The organism is Sulfurovum sp. TSL6 (genome assembly GCF_019972115.1).
In the GTDB taxonomy this organism is placed as follows: domain Bacteria; phylum Campylobacterota; class Campylobacteria; order Campylobacterales; family Sulfurovaceae; genus Sulfurovum.
The window spans coordinates 250,526-268,403 of record NZ_BPFJ01000002.1; the positions used below are offsets into that span (position 1 = coordinate 250,526).

The 17,878-nt window shown below is 37.7% G+C and carries 18 protein-coding genes; 8 read left to right on the top strand and 10 right to left on the bottom strand.

The window, feature by feature from the left end; all coding sequences use genetic code 11:
- Window positions 1-256: 256 nt before the first annotated feature.
- The gene (locus LDM93_RS06260) at window positions 257-898 is read right to left on the bottom strand and encodes a lipid-A-disaccharide synthase N-terminal domain-containing protein (RefSeq protein ID WP_223891340.1); all 642 of its coding nucleotides are present in this window, start codon (window positions 896-898) and stop codon (window positions 257-259) included.
- Window positions 895-1,620: a glycosyltransferase gene (locus LDM93_RS06265; protein ID WP_223891341.1), complete on the bottom strand. Its 726-nt coding sequence runs from the start codon at window positions 1,618-1,620 to the stop codon at window positions 895-897. Before LDM93_RS06265 ends, LDM93_RS06260 begins: the two co-directional genes overlap by 4 nt.
- A 315-nt stretch (window positions 1,621-1,935) precedes the next feature.
- Here LDM93_RS06265 and LDM93_RS06270 point away from each other — a divergent pair, with 315 nt between their 5' ends.
- The gene (locus tag LDM93_RS06270; RefSeq protein ID WP_223891342.1) at window positions 1,936-3,516 is read left to right on the top strand and encodes a glycosyltransferase family 39 protein; all 1,581 of its coding nucleotides are present in this window, start codon (window positions 1,936-1,938) and stop codon (window positions 3,514-3,516) included.
- Window positions 3,517-3,524: 8 nt separating this feature from the next.
- Here the strand turns inward: LDM93_RS06270 and trmA are convergent, their stop codons facing one another.
- A complete protein-coding gene (gene trmA, locus LDM93_RS06275) occupies window positions 3,525-4,655 on the bottom strand; it encodes a tRNA (uridine(54)-C5)-methyltransferase TrmA (protein WP_223891343.1) in 1,131 nt (376 codons plus the stop codon).
- A 76-nt stretch (window positions 4,656-4,731) separates the two neighbouring features.
- Here trmA and glmU point away from each other — a divergent pair, with 76 nt between their 5' ends.
- The 7 genes from glmU to LDM93_RS06310 all read left to right on the top strand — a co-directional run bounded on the left by glmU (window position 4,732) and on the right by LDM93_RS06310 (window position 10,869).
- Window positions 4,732-6,024, top strand: a complete 1,293-nt coding sequence (gene glmU, locus LDM93_RS06280) for a bifunctional UDP-N-acetylglucosamine diphosphorylase/glucosamine-1-phosphate N-acetyltransferase GlmU (protein ID WP_223891344.1) — start codon at window positions 4,732-4,734, stop codon at window positions 6,022-6,024.
- Between the two features lies 1 nt (window position 6,025).
- On the top strand, window positions 6,026-7,270 hold the full coding sequence (coaBC, locus tag LDM93_RS06285) for a bifunctional phosphopantothenoylcysteine decarboxylase/phosphopantothenate--cysteine ligase CoaBC (protein WP_223891345.1): 1,245 nt from the start codon (window positions 6,026-6,028) through the stop codon (window positions 7,268-7,270).
- Complete coding sequence (locus tag LDM93_RS06290; protein WP_223891346.1) at window positions 7,263-7,952, top strand: di-trans,poly-cis-decaprenylcistransferase; 690 nt, start codon at window positions 7,263-7,265, stop codon at window positions 7,950-7,952. The genes coaBC and LDM93_RS06290 overlap by 8 nt, the downstream gene beginning before the upstream one ends.
- Window positions 7,949-8,686, top strand: a complete 738-nt coding sequence (locus LDM93_RS06295) for an A24 family peptidase (protein WP_223891347.1) — start codon at window positions 7,949-7,951, stop codon at window positions 8,684-8,686. The genes LDM93_RS06290 and LDM93_RS06295 overlap by 4 nt, the downstream gene beginning before the upstream one ends.
- Window positions 8,679-9,701: an LptF/LptG family permease gene (locus LDM93_RS06300; protein WP_223891348.1), complete on the top strand. Its 1,023-nt coding sequence runs from the start codon at window positions 8,679-8,681 to the stop codon at window positions 9,699-9,701. The genes LDM93_RS06295 and LDM93_RS06300 overlap by 8 nt, the downstream gene beginning before the upstream one ends.
- A gap of 22 nt (window positions 9,702-9,723) precedes the next feature.
- A complete protein-coding gene (gene truA / locus LDM93_RS06305) occupies window positions 9,724-10,449 on the top strand; it encodes a tRNA pseudouridine(38-40) synthase TruA (RefSeq protein ID WP_223891349.1) in 726 nt (241 codons plus the stop codon).
- 66 nt (window positions 10,450-10,515) lie between these two features.
- Window positions 10,516-10,869, top strand: coding sequence for a c-type cytochrome (locus LDM93_RS06310; protein WP_223891350.1), 354 nt, complete (start codon window positions 10,516-10,518; stop codon window positions 10,867-10,869).
- A gap of 15 nt (window positions 10,870-10,884) precedes the next feature.
- On the opposite strand, the gene LDM93_RS06315 is transcribed toward LDM93_RS06310, so the two are convergent.
- From LDM93_RS06315 to LDM93_RS06345, 7 genes are all read right to left on the bottom strand, one after another.
- Window positions 10,885-11,679 (bottom strand): DUF2231 domain-containing protein, encoded by a 795-nt coding sequence (locus LDM93_RS06315; RefSeq protein ID WP_223891351.1) that lies wholly within the window; start codon window positions 11,677-11,679, stop codon window positions 10,885-10,887.
- A 120-nt stretch (window positions 11,680-11,799) separates the two neighbouring features.
- On the bottom strand, window positions 11,800-12,234 hold the full coding sequence (gene hemJ, locus LDM93_RS06320; RefSeq protein ID WP_223891353.1) for a protoporphyrinogen oxidase HemJ: 435 nt from the start codon (window positions 12,232-12,234) through the stop codon (window positions 11,800-11,802).
- A 2-nt stretch (window positions 12,235-12,236) separates the two neighbouring features.
- Window positions 12,237-13,799, bottom strand: a complete 1,563-nt coding sequence (locus LDM93_RS06325) for an endonuclease/exonuclease/phosphatase family protein (RefSeq protein ID WP_223891355.1) — start codon at window positions 13,797-13,799, stop codon at window positions 12,237-12,239.
- Between the two features lie 172 nt (window positions 13,800-13,971).
- The gene (locus tag LDM93_RS06330; RefSeq protein ID WP_223891357.1) at window positions 13,972-14,895 is read right to left on the bottom strand and encodes a glutaminase; all 924 of its coding nucleotides are present in this window, start codon (window positions 14,893-14,895) and stop codon (window positions 13,972-13,974) included.
- 193 nt (window positions 14,896-15,088) lie between these two features.
- Window positions 15,089-15,535 (bottom strand): YidB family protein, encoded by a 447-nt coding sequence (locus tag LDM93_RS06335; protein WP_223891358.1) that lies wholly within the window; start codon window positions 15,533-15,535, stop codon window positions 15,089-15,091.
- 35 nt (window positions 15,536-15,570) lie between these two features.
- The gene (locus LDM93_RS06340; protein ID WP_223891359.1) at window positions 15,571-16,431 is read right to left on the bottom strand and encodes a S1 RNA-binding domain-containing protein; all 861 of its coding nucleotides are present in this window, start codon (window positions 16,429-16,431) and stop codon (window positions 15,571-15,573) included.
- A 129-nt stretch (window positions 16,432-16,560) separates the two neighbouring features.
- The gene (locus LDM93_RS06345; protein ID WP_223891360.1) at window positions 16,561-17,817 is read right to left on the bottom strand and encodes a hypothetical protein; all 1,257 of its coding nucleotides are present in this window, start codon (window positions 17,815-17,817) and stop codon (window positions 16,561-16,563) included.
- Window positions 17,818-17,878: the final 61 nt, after the last annotated feature.

The window sequence follows — 17,878 nt, forward strand, 5'->3', positions numbered from 1 at the left end:
TTACTAGACTTTTTGTTTCTACTGATGCATTCACTTTTCAAAAATTAAACACATAACCCGAACTACTTCTTTAATGCACTACAGATAAAAATAGTGACTGGCTTGAAAATCATATGAGAGAAGCATAGACAACTGTAGCAATGATTTTTTACGAAGAGATACTACACTTTACCTATACAGTAGAAAACTGATCATGGCGAGCCTATGCTATAAGACTCTTTATTGCTAGACCTTACGATTAAGAGAGTAAATCTCTTTATGACTCTTTTTTAAGTCCTAGTATAATATTACGGGTATAAATGATAAATCCAAAAAGTTGTCCCAAAAGCAAAACAGGATCCTTTCTGAAAATGGCATAACTCAATATCATGAGTGAACCTGTCAGACTTAACATCCAAAAACCAAAGGGTAAATGGGATTGTTTCATCCTTTCAGAGTAGATCCATTGATAGACAAATCTAAAGGTAAAAAGAATTTGCCCGATGCTCCCCCAAAGTAAAAGAAATAAAGGAATATCCTCATTTTTAAAGAGACGGTGCATATCGATCTGGTTATTGTTGTAGGCATAAAGAACGATCAGTGCAGGGAAAATCCATAAAAAGATTTGTAAAAAATAGGGGATCTTTCTCCAAGAGCCTTGAAGCTGCATATTTCTTATATAGATAAAATAAGTGATGGATTGCCCCAACATGATAGCAAAGTCATCACGTAACCACCCATATACAAAGAGTAAAAAAGAGGCCATAAGGCTCAATTCCCAAAAGAGTTCCGGGGTGAGTACTTTTTTCACTTTTTCTGACTGTATCCATTGTACAAGAAGACGTGCCGAAAAAAGAATTTGTGCACTGAATCCTATAACATAGACAAACAGTCCATACGAGAGCCATCCACTACTCATGCACCAGGGTTACTCTCTTCAACTTTATAGGTAATATATCTACTTTTCATCCAGCGGTAGGCAAAAGCATCTTGAAGCGGTTTGATGGAACGATTAAAGATATTAAACTTTGATACCCCTGCAGTGCGTTCAAAATGTTGAACGCTTTTTTGCTGTATCTGGCCACCTTGAAGTTTGATCAGTGCAGGAATAAAACGGTGCATTCCGTCAAAAAAAGGTATTTTTTTTGCCACATCTGCTTTAATGATCTTTAGAGGACATCCCGTATCGATCACGCCATCATCTATCAAAGCACGTCTAATAGAGTTGGCAAAAGAGGATTGTACTTTTTTACTTAAAGTGTCTTTTCGTTTCCCTCTAAATCCAATGACTGCTTCATACTGGTCTATCTCTTCAAGTAGTAGATCAAAGTCATATGGTGTGGTTTGCAGATCTGCATCGATATACCCAACAAGCTCTGTATCGCAAACATCAATGCCTGCTTTGATAGCCGTACTCAATCCATAGTTTTTATCAAATTTTATATAGCTGAAATTATCTTTTTTACAAATTTCTATCATTTTCTCAAAACTACCATCAGTAGAGCCGTCATCCACAAATATCACTTTACTCTTAGTCTGACTTTGAGCAAAATAATCTGTAAAAGTTGCCTCTATCCTATCAAGGTTATCAACCTCATTGTAGACAGGTACAATGATACTCATTTTATAATTATCTTTCATCTGATCATATTTCCATAATTTGTTTTAATGTAGATTCCCAACATTATAACGTACTATAACATAAGTCCGCTCAATGGTTTTCCTGGCATTCTTTTTTGCATATTATAATGTACTATTTTGATTGATCTTTCGCTTTCAATAGAAAATAAATAAAAAAAATTACATCGAAAATGATGTTAAAGAGAATAAGGATATACTTACCGTTAAATATCTCCATCATGGGTTTTACACTCAAGAAAGACTTAATTCTATCTGCAAAAGTTAAGACGATATTTATTTGATTTATATGTATACTCAAGGAAACAAGTACCAATCATGATGAAACATCTCTCTATCCCCTTTTTAATACTTATTCTGATCGCAGCTATTGGCATTTATTTTCGTCCTATTTGGATCATTGATGAAACACGTTATCTAAGTGTTGCATGGGAAATGTGGGATAAAGGCTCCTTTTTGGTTCCACTGCTCAATGGTGAGCCTTACCACCACAAACCTCCATTTATATTTTGGTTAGTGCATTTAAACTGGTCACTTTTGGGTGTGAATGAAACCAATATACGTTTTATTCCTATGCTCTTTGGTTTCGGGACACTCGTACTGGCTTATAAACTCTATCTTACCTTGTGGAAAGAAGATATTCAAGGTGCCAAAAATACTCTCCTGATCCTGGCAGGTACCTTGATATTTACTTTTTATAATTCACTTTTTATGTTTGATATCATACTGACTTTTTGGGTGTTTTTGGGTGTTTTTGGTATCGTACAGGCTGTACAAAAACAGACGTTTATTCCATTTGTCCTCATCGCACTTTCATTTGGCTTTGGTGTACTCACCAAAGGGCCGGTCATTTTAGTGCACCTTCTTCCACTCTTACTACTCGCCTCTTATTGGAGTTCTGAAAAAGTAGATAAACGTATTTATTTTAAATTTTTATTGGCATTTTTAGGGGGTGTTGCCATTGCACTTTTTTGGGCGATTCCCGCAGGTATTGCCGGTGGTGAAGCGTATCAACATGCTATCTTTTGGGGGCAGACAGCGGATAGAATGGTAAACTCTTTTGCGCATCAAAGAGCCATTTGGTGGTATCTTGCTCTTTTGCCATTATTACTTTTTCCATGGTCATTCCATAAAGCATTTTATACGTCACTTAAAAAGAAAGCTTTTGATGATGGGTTGAAAATGCTGTTAGTTTGGATGCTCTCTGCACTGCTTATTTTTTCATTTATCAGTGGTAAGCAAGTACATTATATCTTGCCTGAAATTGCTGCGTTTTCCCTCTTTTGTGCAAGAGTTCTAACCACTACTGCTCCTAGCATAAAAAACTATACAAAGTCCATAGGATATACCTATCTTTTCTTTGCAATAGTATTTGCTATTGTCCCTTTTGTTGTACCTAAATCAGTCAAGTTTCCTCTTGACAGCACTGCTTTTTTACTCTCTGCATTTTTACTTTTTGCTCTTGGTATCTATCTTTTAAAAAAGACATTTATGACACAAAACCATGCCATAAAGGCCATGGCATTAAGTATTATAGTAGCTGTTTTTGCAGTACATTTTTCAATTCACAATTTTTTAACAGCACAAGACATTTCTAGATTTTCACAGGAAATATCATCTTTGCAACAAAAAGGTATAGTAGTAGCACATGATAAAAAATACCATGGTCAATTTCATTTCTTAGGAAGACTCCATGATCCTATCATAGTCTTAACAGGTAAAGAAAAAATCAATAAGTTTATACGAAACCATCCTGATGGAATGATCATTACGTATCGCAGGAAAAAGAATATGCATAAGATCAATCAAAAACTTATTACTGACAAGACAAGCTTCAAAGGGAAATACGCCATCCTCATCAAAGCTGAGCTTTACAACAAACTAAATCGTGCACCTTGACATGTAACTTATTTCTTCTGCAGAAATACGCCACTCTCTACATGCTCCGTATGTGGGAACTGATCAAACATTGCTGCTTCAACAACATCATGTGTCTGGACCAGTGTTTCAAGATCTCTTGCAAGTGTTTCAGGGTTACATGAAATATAGATAATATTTTCTATTTTTGAAATAAGTTCTATAGTTCCCTCATCCAATCCGGCTCTTGGCGGATCTACCAATACCGTACTGAAATTGTAGCTTTCCAGATCTATCTCTTTGAGCCTGGAAAACTCTCTTGCACCATTCAAAGCCTCTGTCATCTCTTCAGATGCCAGTCTTGCAAAAGTAATATTTTCAATACTATTCAGCGCACAATTCTCAAGTGCTGCATGAATAGAGCGTTTACTGATCTCTGTAGCCAACACTTTATCAAAGTAATGAGAGAGAGGCAAGGTAAAATTCCCCAGACCACAGTAACTCTCTAAAAAATCACCGCCCCCTACAGTTTTGGCTTGCTTGATCGCCCATTCTATCATCTTAACATTGACTGTAGGATTTGGCTGTGTAAACCCGCTTTCATATTGAACATAGGAAAATGTTTTTCCATCAATCTCCAACTTCTCTGTGACAAATTCATCCGAAAGAATCACTTTTTGTTTACGGCTTCGTCCCATAATCTTACAGTTCAGTTCTGCTTCAAGCTCTTTTGCCTCAGCACTCCAAATATCATCGAGTTTTCTATGGTACAACATAGTGACAAGACACTCATCGGTAGTTGTTGCCAAAAACTCCACGGCAAAAAGACGTTGTTTTAACACTGCTGTAGATGCATTGATCTTTTCAAGTAACTTCCACATACGCTTTTCTATAGGTTTTATAACTTTAGGACACTCTTCTATATTAATGGCACCTTTATTCTTTACACCATCTCTTTGCATCTTTCCCATCGCATAATCACATCTGTCACCCTCATGCCAAATGCGAAACTCTGCTCTGGCTCTATAATGATCGTTAGGAGAATCAAAAACTTCCAAGTCTCCCTGATAAAAAGGAGCCAAAAGTCCGGAAACCCTCTCCTCTTTTTGTTTTAATTGTTCCTCATACCCTATCTCATAGAGGCCACAGGAGCCACAACTTCCAAAATGTTTACAGTTCAAATTTCATACCTTTAATTTGCATTGGATATAATCACAATAATAAAATATATCTGTAATTTTACCCAAAAGGTCCAAAATGTCTATAAGTGTTGTTATACTCGCAGCAGGTCAAGGTACAAGAATGAAGTCCACTACCCCAAAGGTACTTCATGAAATCTCCGGAAAGTCTATGCTCTTTCATGCTATAGATGCAGCGCAGCAGATCTCTGATGATATCACCGTGGTACTCTACCATCAGGCAGCACGTATTCAAGAAGCTATAGAGGCTCACTATAGCGGCATACATTTCCACATACAAGACGCCGTACAGTTTCCAGGTACAGGTGGGGCTATGAAAGGTGTCAAGGTTACACACTCTAAAGCATTGATACTCAATGGTGATATGCCGCTTGTCACGATGTCTGCACTTAAATCACTGATGCAGGGAGATGCGGATATCAACATGTCTGTCATCAAACTGGACAATCCTACTGGTTATGGACGTGTGGTTATCAGCCAAGGAAATGTCGTAGAGATCGTGGAAGAAAAGGACTGCATTCCTGCACAAAAAGAGATACAGACTGTCAATGCAGGTGTCTACTGCGTCAAAAAAGAATTACTGGAAAGTTACATCCCTCTTCTCAGTAACGAAAATGCACAAAAAGAATACTACCTCACAGATATTATCAAGATGGCAGTAGACGAAGGGAAAATCGTACATCCGGTCATTGTGGAAGAAGAAGAATTTAAAGGGGTGAACTCCAAGCTTGACCTTGCACATGCAGAAGAGATACTTCAAAGACGTATCAAAAGTGAGTGGATGAAAGCCGGTATCTCTATGCGTTTACCAGAGACCATTTACATTGATTCACGAGCCACTTTTGAAGGTGAATGTATATTGGAGAATGGTGTGAGCATCCAGGGTAGTTCTCATATCATTGCTTCACACATTAAAACACACTCTGTCATAGAAGATGCGTATATAGAGAATTCTGATGTAGGTCCTATGGGAAGAGTAAGACCACATTCGAAACTCATCGACACACATATCGGCAACTTTGTTGAAGTGAAGAAATCCACACTGACAGGGGTCAAAGCCGGGCACCTCTCTTATATGGGAGATGCAACCATAGATGAAGGTACGAACATTGGGGCAGGTGTCATTACCTGTAATTACGATGGAAAAAACAAATACCAGACCAAGATCGGTAAAAATGTCTTTGTAGGTTCTGATACACAACTGGTTGCACCTGTAACCATAGAAGATGATGTGATGATAGCAGCTGGAAGTACCATCAACAAAAACGTGGCACAAGGTGAGCTTGCTATATCAAGAGCACCTTTGAGAACAGTTAAAAATTTCTTTTATAAATTTTTTGGGGACAAATAATATGCAAATTGATTTGAGCGGTAAATCTGTACTCCTAGGTGTTACAGGAAGTATCTCAGCCTATAAAGCGTGTGATCTCGCACGTCTTTTTGTCAAAGCAGGGGCTCAAGTACATGTTGTCATGAGTCCTTCCGCCGAGCGCTTTGTATCTGCATTGACTTTTGAAGCCCTTACACGCAATTCTGTTTTAACAGAGACAAGTGAATCTTGGGCCAGTGAGCTCAATCATATTGAGATCGGTAAAAAGTGTGATGTGTTTGTGATCGCTCCTGCAACAGCCAATACCATTAACAAAATTGCACAGGGTATTGCGGATAATATTTTAACCCAAACTGCATTAGCATTTAAAGATAAGATCCTCATTGCTCCTGCAGCCAATACACAGATGCTGGCAAAAACTGCTACATGTAATGCCCTTACCTTTTTAAAAAACAATCACTATAATATCATTCATCCACAAGATAAACTTCTTGCCTGTGGTGATACCGGATCTGGTGGGCTGGCAGAACCAACAGAGATATTTTTTGAAGTCGCCAAGGCATTATGTAGTGATCCATTTTGGGAAAACAGATCTGTCATTGTAACGGGTGGCGGAACACGGGAAAAACTGGATGAAGTACGCTATATATCAAACTTTTCCTCTGGGAAAATGGCAAAGTCACTCTCTGTCGCACTCTATTTAAGAGGTGCAGATGTATCCTATATCTCTACGATGGGGTTTGATGACATGCCATCTGCCATTACAACCATAAAAGCTGATGATGCACAAGATATTTTAGAGGCTACGCAGCACTCTATTAAAAAAGTAACCACACATGACCACAAGGTGAAAATACCTTATTTGTTTATGGTGGCAGCTGTTGCAGACTTTACACCAAAAGAGCCACAAAGTGGTAAACTTAAAAAATCAGCACTCGGAGATACCTGGAGCGTTGAACTAAAGCAGACTACCGATGTACTGGCATCTATCGACAAAGGTGCTATAAAAACTGTAGGCTTTAAAGCTGAAATGGATACCCAAGAGGGATTAAACAATGCCATAGCTCTTTTAGATAAAAAAGGGGTGGATGCTGTATGTTATAACCTTTTAAAGGATGCCAAAAGTTTTGGTGGTAACGAAAATGAAATTACGTTTATTACCAAGGACACACAAGTTTCCCTAGGACGTGCAGATAAACTCACGCTCTCTAATAAGATATTAGATGAATCAAAAAAGCTCATCCATGAAGAAGAGGCCCATGTCTAAAAATTCAATAAAGCATCTTGCTATCATCATGGATGGCAATGGAAGATGGGCAAAAGAACGTGGCCTCAATCGTACCAAAGGACATGAAGCAGGTGCAGAAATCATTCGTGATATTACGACTTACTGCGCTGCACATAAAAGTATAGAGACAGCTACTTTTTATGCTTTTAGTACCGAAAACTGGAAACGTCCTAAACTTGAAGTAGAATTCCTCATGAAACTGCTTGACCGATACCTCCAAAAAGAACTGGAAACCTATCAATCGCATAATATCCGTTTTCAAGCTATCGGAGATATTGAAGCCTTTAGCAAGTCTCTACAGGATCGTATTAAAAAAACGGAAGAACTCACTAAAAACAATACCAGTCTTACGCAGTTACTGGCATTAAATTATGGTGGACGTGCGGAAATAACATCTGCGGTAAACGGCCTTATTGCAGAAGGTAAGACAAGTGTGACAGAAGAGGATATCTCTGCGGCACTGCAAACACCGTATAGCGATATAGATCTACTTATACGTACCAGCGGAGAAGAACGTATTTCCAACTTTCTGTTGTGGCAAATCTCTTACAGTGAATTATATTTTACTCCTACGCTCTGGCCTGATTTTTCAAGTAAAGAGCTAAAGGAAATCATAGAAAATTTTGAACAACGTACACGACGCTTTGGAGGTGTTAAATGATAGAAACAGTTACAGGCATCATTGTTTTTATATTTGGAATTATGATAGGATCGTTTTTGAATGTGGTCATCTACCGTATACCCAAAGGTGAAAGTATTGTTTTCCCTGCATCCAAATGCCAAAGCTGCCAAACCCCGCTTAAGTGGTATCATAACATCCCTCTTTTTTCATGGATAGCACTAGGTGGTAAATGTGGTTTTTGTAAAGAGAAAATAGCTGCACAATACCCCATAGTTGAACTGCTTACAGGTGTCATTTTTGTTGCACTCTACTTCAAGTTAGGATTGGTATGGTATCTGCCTTTTATTGCTGCTTCATTTGCTGCACTACTTGCTCTTGTGATGATTGACTTCAAATATATGGCAGTCCCTGACAATGTAAACTTTGCAGCACTCATTTTTGCCCTTGTACAACCTGAATTTCTGATGGCACTTCTCTATGCAAGCATCGCTGCAGGAGGACTTTACCTTATAGGCCTGCTTTCATCACTCATTGCAAGAAAACAAGCTATGGGTGGTGCAGATGTCATTGTCGCTGGAACGATGGGTGCCCTGCTTGGATTCCCAAACTTTTTTGTTGCACTCTTTCTCTCTGCCTTGTTAGCCATGGTGCCTGCGCTTATTTGGAGAGACAAAGGTGTACCTTTCGTACCTTTCTTGGCTTTAGCTACATTTATTGTGTACCTCTATCATACACAAGCCACACAACTCTTGGAAACGATCATTTATGGTTAATGTAAGAGGCTATATATCATCAAACTTTACAAAGTCATTTTTGACGATATTCCTACCATTTTACCTTATTATATCTCTCGTATTTTTTGTCAGAATATCTTCACTGACTTCCAAAATACAGATCAATTTTGCAGAATTACTCTTACTTTACAGTTATTCTATACCAGAGATTATTTTTTATACGATACCACTCTCTTTTATCGCTGCTTTGGCTAATGTCCTTATCAATCTTTCTCAAGGCAATGAACTCATCGCACTCTATGCACTGGGCCTGAAATCAAAAAAGATACTCAGCAGTTTGCTACTACTCGGTCTTCTATTTTCATTCCTCTTGGCCGGCATTTCTTTTCTGGCTATGCCACTGAGTAAACAATTCTATAAAGCCTTCAAAGAAGAGAAGAGAAGTGAAGCAAAACTGAACATTGTTCCTGGTGAGCTAGGTCAAAAGTTTGGAAACTATTATATGTATGTCAAAGAGAAGACAGACAAGACGTTTCATGATATCGTTATCTATAATCGTACCAATAAAGCAGATGAACAGTTCTTTTCATCTCAAAGGGGTCAAATCAACCATAATGAAAATGTGACTTCCCTACTTCTGCATAAAGGGTACGGTTATACGTATACAAAAACAAAATTACAACAAGCAGAGTACGAAACAGCGGAAATTTTTGATAGATCACAAAGCCAAGGATTTCAATTTCAAAGTATCGCCTCATATTGGAGTGAAGGTAAAGAAAGTCGCGAGAAGGTCATGCACAGAATACTATTTTATATTTTCATAAGCCTCATTCCTTTTCTTTCAGTGTATCTTGTTGCTTCCTTTACCATGATAAACCCTCGTTATCAACAAAACCGTTCATTTCTCGTTATCTTTATCACTACACTATTCTTCTATATCATCGCATCTTCTCTAGAAAAATGGGGAACGCCTCTCCTATTGATACTATCTATTATGATCATTACGATACTTGGACAATGGCTCTTTAAAAAACGTGTAGCCAAATATTTCTAATGGTTTTTCTAAAGGTCTCTCTATGCGTGTAAAAGCCATTATCAGTTATGATGGAAGTCAGTATCAGGGCTTTCAAAAACAAAAATCCACCAAAATGACCATCAGCACTGCCATAGAGGAGGCACTTGTCTCTTTACAGATAAATTCACCTATCGTGGGGAGCGGAAGAACTGATGCAGGTGTGCATGCTACGGGCCAGGTCATACACTTTGATCTACCAGATTTCTGGAATGACCTGGAGAAACTCAAACGTAATTTAAATCGAAAATTAACAGATATTGCTTTTAAACATATCTCTTTTGCAGCAAATGATTTTCATGCACGCTTTGGCGCGAAGAAACGACTCTACCGTTATGTATTTAAAACACACAAACCTTCTGTGTTTGAACAAAAATATATTTCCTATTATGATGCATTTGATCCTTCTCTACTGATCAAAGCACTAAAAATATTTGAAGGAAAACATGATTTTAATTTCTTTCATAAGACAGGTACCATCACACATACTACCATTCGGGAGATCTATCGTACCGATTATGTTGAACGTAACGGCTATCATTTTATCTATTTTCAAGCGAATGGCTTTCTACGCTCTCAGGTACGCATGATGGTTGATGCAGCAATGCTTTGTGCCAGAGGTGAATTGAGTGAGATCCAACTTAGAGAACAACTTAAATGCCAAACAAAACACACCACCAAACTCGCTCCTCCAGAAGGACTTTATCTAGCAAAAATTATCTATGGGTAACTCTTTTCATTTTCTACCCACATTTTTTTGTTAGAATGTCATGATATGAAAATAAGGATATACACTTTGAAGAAACTCTTGATTTTGACTGCCTTATTATGCTTTTCTCATGCAAATAGCGAAATGGAAGCACTTTATCTGAAAAATGGATGTAATGGGTGCCATGGAATGTATGGAGAAGGTATGGGTGCATCTCCCAGACTACAAGGCGTACGAGAAGATGTATTACTTAGAAGGCTTAAAGATTTACAAAAGGGGAAGACCCGTTCTGCCTTTGGTACGATCATGATATCATTTGCCAAAGCACTGGATGAAAATCAAACCAAAGAGATGGCAAAGTATCTATCCAATTTAGAAACAAAAGTGGATGATGAGCGCTATGAAATAGAGTATACCCCCGCAGGGGATGGTGGATCGTAAAGTAAAACTATCCACTTAATGCGTAGCAATTTCCGGCTGTACTACTTCTTCTGGCATACCTTCTACCTCTAGTGGTTCTGCTTCTTCTTTCACTTCAGTTTTAATACTTTCAGGGATAGTTTCAGCTGGAGTGCTTTCCACCGGGGTGGTTTCTACCGGAATGATTTCTACGGGAGTGTCTTCTACGGTTGTTTTTACTTCAGCCTGAGTGCTGCCTGTTTCTACAGCCTCTGCTTTCTCAGATTCTTCTGAAGCTTTCATTTCTTCCAGTTCTTCTATGGCTTCATCCAGTTCCTCGTTGACATCAAAGAGTTCATCATCCAATACTTTGACTTGTTCAACATTTAGACCATGTTTATACACAAGTTCTCCACCCTCTTCACCTTGTTCAAAAATACCTGCAACAAATGCGATGAGAATTACAATATACAAGGCTCTTATAATACTTTTATCTGTGAGCATGGAAAGCAATTTAAAGAGTAACACAATCCCTGATGTCAACATCAGGTATGTCCCTAAATTTTTATGCTCAGCAAGGGCTTCCTTGGCTGCTTCATTCAATGCAGGATAGGCTTCTTTCCCATCTACCAACCCTGTAAAATATGCGCCAACCGCTGCTAACACAGTTAAAAAAATTAAAAAGAAAGATGTACCGCTTATTGCTTTCTTTCTCATCACTAAATTGATAAGCTCTAACAAGAGGATCACAACAGGTAGAGCAATGACAAAATGATCTACTACAGGGTGCCATAAAACAGGGATATCAAACGGAAGTTCTACTTTTGGTAATGTGATAGCTGGTAACTCCATACTATTTTCCTTTTTTATAATATATTTCTTTTTGAAGAGAGGTCAATCTCTCTCTTGTGGTATACACTAAAGCTTTGGTATTTACCTAAGATTATAGTGATTGATTATAACACAAATGCATTAAAAGGGTTTAACCACCACCATAATGACGATAAATATCATAAGCAGGGTCGGTACTTCATTATAGATCCTAAAGTATTTGCTACTTTTATAGTGTGGATCATCGATAAGCGTTTTACGAATTCTTTCTAAAGAGAAATGATAGGCTATAAGAAAAGCAATAAGTAGCAATTTAGCATGCATCCATCCACCACTTGAAAAAATGCCTGAATTTAAATAAAGCATGAAAGCACCGGAGATGATCGTTGCCCACATAGCCGGTACACCTATATACTTAAAAAGTTTATACTCTTGAATCTCTACAATATCTGTAAATGCTTTGGTATCTGCATTTTCACGATGGTAGATAAACAGTCTTGGAAGGTAAAATAACATCGCCATCCACGACACAAAACTCATCACATGAAATGCCAAAATCCAACTATAATATGCCATATTTACTCCAATATCTCAAAATCTTTTTTACTGTAAACAACTAACTGTAATTTCTTATAATACCCTAGAAGTGCATTGTGTATCTTTAGCTTTGCACCATTGGGTGGCATACCTTTTTTATTTTTAAAATAGATGGGGATTTTTCGACCTTCAACATAAAAATGTTTATTTTTATATATACCTTTCAAATTTGTGATAACTTCATTTTGCCGATAGCTTATTTTTTTAGCGAGATCTCTTTGATTTAGTAGATACGCAGAAATATCTCCCTGGCCTAGTGACTTTAAAATATAAACATGCGTTACTTCTTTTAAACCTTTATAGCTTTTTACAGCCCGTACAAGTAAGTCGTACCTCTTGCCAACTTTAAGTTCACCTGCACAGCCGTATAAAAAGAGACCTCTACCCTCTTTTGACTGTTTAATCATCGCATTTCGTTTATGCTTCCAAACCACGATGGCATCTTTGAGTATGACTTCGTTTTCCAAACTCTCTTTTGTATAAAGATATGCGATATTTTTTACTTCTGGCTTTGTTTTAATATCTATTTTATCTGTACCTGGAACATATGGTTTCGTATCAAAATAGGCATATAGAGGTAGATGATCAGAGTAGCCCTTACCTCTGTGTTTTCCTTTTTTATACTGCCACCTGTTGATATACCCGCGTTTTGTAAAAAGATATGCTTTTCTAAATACCTTGAAAGAGTTATTGACATACTCTATGCCTTTTTTATCAAATAGCGTTGAGGGCAAGATGATGTGGTCTGCTGTGCCTTTTTTACCATAAAACTTCGTGTTCCATCGCTGTTCCAACTCTAACTCTTTCCATAGTGTATAATGGTACCCGCTAACATTTTGAAGCATATCTGGCTCAGTCACAAGACGTCCATCCTTCGCTATGTTCACAACATGATGCAACCCTGTTCTTCCATTCGTATCATTTATCTTTTTTTCAAGACTTAAATGGGCATCATAGTCTGTGTTAAAATCACCTAGAACAATGTAAGGTTTTGACTCTGACAAAGCCTCTAAACGTTTTTTGAGTACCTTTGCATACTTCAAACGTTTACTCTCAACGCCATGATACGCTCTGGACTTCCAATGGTTCACAAATAGCCATAAGGACTCACCGTTTACATCGACCTCAACCTCAAGTATGTTACGTACCCGTGGCGAATAACTTACCTGTAACTCTCTTTGTTTTCTAATGGGAAACCGTGAGAGTAAAGCCACTTGTATCGCTGCATCTTTTTTAGAAGTGATAGCCGAATATCTGTACCCGCACCCTACACGGGAGAGTCGTTTTTTAAGTTGCTCAAAGATATTTCTATTTTCGATCTCCTGCAGTCCAAGAATCTGGGCATCCAGATCACAGATCACTTCTGCCACATGGTTGATCTTTATGTCCACCATACGTTTTGTCCAGTTATGTTTTTTTCTGTAGTCATCATACTCTGTACCTACATACTCTGCATCAAAAAGATTCTCTACATTGTATGTAGCCACTTTAAACGGTTTTGAGAAAAGAAGTAAAGGCAGTAAAAATAAAAGCAGGTATCGCACGTAACATCCTATAGTTTTAAGAGTATTTTATCTAAGTCATTGAAAAGTATGCGGGTAGTATGACATATTGTCATAAAAAGAGTAGACCTTTGGATTGAAAACCTTATACATATATCACTTTATAAGGTTTTCTATTCTTTTCTTAGATTAGAATGATCCTCATCAAACTACATCAAAAAATTGACATTCCTGTTTTTGATGTAAACAGCTCCAAAGCTAAAGTCCCTGCAAGAGAATTCCCTTGAGCATTTAGTCCTGGAGACCAAACGCAAATCCCCATCTTTTTTGGAACTACTGCGACAATACCGCCTCCTACGCCACTCTTTCCGGGTAGCCCGACATGAAATGCAAAATCGCCAGAAGCGTCATAGTGTCCACAGGTCAGCATCACTGCATTAACACGCTTTGCCTGCTGTTCACTAAGATATTCTACACCACTTATGGGGTCAATCCCATGATTGGACAAAAAAAGCATAGCTCTTGAGAGCATTTTTGTATTCATTTCAATAGCACAGTGCCGAAAATAGGTCTGCACAACATCATGTACATCATTGTCAAGATTGTTAAAACTTTTCATGAGATTTGCAAGTGCCATATTTCGAAAACCATGATCCATTTCCGATGTCGAAACTATTTCATTATGGGTAAGAGAAGGTTCTCCTGCTATATCTTGAATGAACTGCATAATCTCTTTTGAAGCGGTTGTACTGTCACCATAATAACTCATCAAAGTATCTGTGACATTAATGGCCCCAGCATTGATAAATGGATTTCTCGGAACACCATGTTCATATTCAAGCTGTACGAGTGAATTAAACGGATTACCTGATGGTTCACGTCCAATGCGCTTATATAAACCTGTACTATAAAATTTAAGTGCAAGTGTAAATGTGAAAACTTTTGAAATACTTTGAATGGAAAAAAGTGTATTAAAATCCCCTACATTATATTGAGTGCCATCAAAAAGTGTTAGTGACATTCCAAATTGTTCGGGGTTTACATTTTCCAAGGCTGGAATATAATTGGCCACTTTTCCTTTGTCCTGTAAAGACATTATCTCTTCGGCTATCTCATTCAAAATTAACTGATAATCCATATTTGCAACCTTTAACAATTCTTGAATACTATAGATCTATTTTCTATTATATCAAGTTTGGACAAGCATTTATATCATCCTCATTTTACCCTGTATGCAATAATAATTAAAAAACTAAAACCTTATAATCTAACATATTTTATAATGTATAAAAATAGCTAAATAATGTTGCAAAATTATCTTTATAAAGCGTTTAACGAAACATCTTTCCAAGCATTTCCATAGCCCCGGTAGGCCCACCTGTATTGGAAAGCATTTCATCCATAATCGTACCTTCTCCTCTGGTTGCCTGATCTACAACCTGAGGTACTGCTTCAGCCAAAGCAGCAGTTGCACTCTCTTGAGATATTCCAAGTTCTGAAGCAAAAGAAGCAATGTTATCAGAACCTAGAAGTGTAGTCATCTGCTCTATGGAAATAGATTTGTTCTCTCCGTTTCCCAGCCATGAACCTACGATCTCACCCAAACCATTTTGAGACAACCCACCTACAAATTTCACCAGGTCAAGTCCACCAGAACCATTTCCGACCAATCTATTGAGTGCGTTGGCGATATCATCTATGTTAAGCTCTTTTGTTGCATCATCACCATTATTATGAATGATAGAGGCAGCTGCTTTCAACAAATCCATTAGTTCCATCTTTTTTCCCCTTTACTATTTCTAAAATGAGTCTATCACAATAAGACAATTGCATCATCTAACAATTGTATCTTCTTTGCTTCGATAAGTTCTGTCAAAGTACGTTTAAAATTTTTCTTACTCATACCAAAAACTTTTTTGATATCTTCGGCATCACTTTTATAGGTAAAAGGCAATGTCCCATCCGCTTCTTTCAGTAATTGCAAGATAATGCCTTCAGCCTCACTTATCTTTGCCTGTTTTCCAATGGGTTGTAATGAAAGGTCAAGTTTATAGTCTTTTCGTACATTTTTGATATAGACTTTTTTACGGTCACCGATGCGCAACTCTTCAAAGATCTCATTGCTAAATAACATCCCTTCATACTGATTATCTGCTATGACTTTAAACCCTAGCGGTGTCTTAGCCAAAACAATGGCATCCAACATTTTGTTTTGATGTAGGCCACTCATATCTCTATTTAAATATTTACCTATTTTCTGTGTACCATAAAGACGACCTGTTTGTTCATCCAGACAGACACGTAAAAGATATTTTTTACCTATATTAAAATACTCTTTTTGTTGTGAAAGAGGAACAAAGAGGTCTTTTGGGAGTCCCCAGTTTACAAATGCTCCATAAGACTTGTAATCAACCACTGTAAAGTAGCCATATTCACCCAATTTGGCATAAGGCATTTTAGTGGTAGCTACAGGTCTATCTTCTGAATCTGTATAAACAAATACATCTATCAGTGCCCCTATAGGCATCTCATCTTCCATGACGTATACATTTGGAAGCAGTACTTCGCTGTCATCTTTTGATTCTAAAAACAATCCAAAGTCCGTATCTCTAGCGACTTCCAGGGTGTTGATCTTTCCAATTTCGATATGTAGATTTTTTGATTTTTCATTCATGTGTGTTATTCCGTTTCTTTGTATTGTGATATACTCACAATGTGATAGTGACATTATAGCTGAATAATGCACTAACCTGCACTACTACTTACTGCAGAAGAATAAATATCCTTCTACATGCAAACACTATTAGTATTTATAGTCAAACATCACCCAGTATTTTGTCGTATCTACGTATGATGTAGCAGCATCCCCTTTTGAATATACTGCACCTTTAAGCATCATATTTACATCTTCCATTACTTTTCTGGTATAGACCATATCAAACTCTGAACCATAATCTACACTTCCTGCATCACTGTTAAACTTATGATATACACCCAAGATCTTTCCAAATGTTTTATCAGCATAGCCTAGTTTAAAAGAAAGGTCTTGAAGACCGTCAGCAGGTGTCGCTAAAAACATATCTGCCCATCCATTATGTGCATGCAGTGTAGCAAGTGGTGTACTAAATGGACTTGCACCGCTTCCAGCTTCTCCTAATACTTCATAACATGCACCCGCAGTAAACCCAAGGTGACTCCCGCTTAATCCAAATCTATAGTAATCAGCATCTTGTTCAGGTTCAGCATCATTGAATGGTGCACTCTCTTCAGTGAGTGATGGATCATTTTGCTTTGCATACTCTGCCATATAGTTCAATTTAACCCCACTGTCCAATGTGGTTCCACCTGCTGCTCTGATACCAATATGATCAGCAAAACTTGCAACCATATAATCATAAGCAGTAATGGTCAACTCAGGCATAGCTTTATAAGAAGCATGCAATAGAACCGTATTGGTATCAAAGTTCGGAGTCTTTAATCCGCCTAGATCTCTATCGAAAATCCTATTTATTCCCCAAACATATGCTGCCATAAGATCAAGCTTCTCTATACCTTTATACGCTACGGATGCAAGATCATACGTCTGAGGCATTTGTCTCCAGCCTACGGTTCCGATAAACCTTTGATTGTCTAAATTCACACCTTTTCTTCCTACCATACCGATGAAACCATCTTTGGCATAAGAAATATTTGCCTGCGTGACTCTGGTCTGTTCACCATCAGCAACGATAGAATAGCCTGAACTTGCCGGTGCATAATTATCTGCACCGAAATTGCTCACATTTGTCATTTCCAATGCTGCCGACAGACCATCAACACCCAATGCATCAAATTTTGCTCCGATGACGGTTCTTACAGTAAATGCATTGGCATTATCTTTGGCATTGTCCTGATCTACGAATTCATATCTTGGTCTGATTTGAAGAGAGTACTTCCCGTTGCTCAATACATCTGCTACACTATTTACTTCAACTGCCTCTTCAGCTCCCACTGCAGCAGTCGTTCCCATCATTATACCCATTGCTGCGATTGCAACATAACTCATCTTTGTCATTTTCATATTGTTCATTCCTTGTAATTTTGTACAAAATGATAACATACTGAAAATATTATTTAATCAT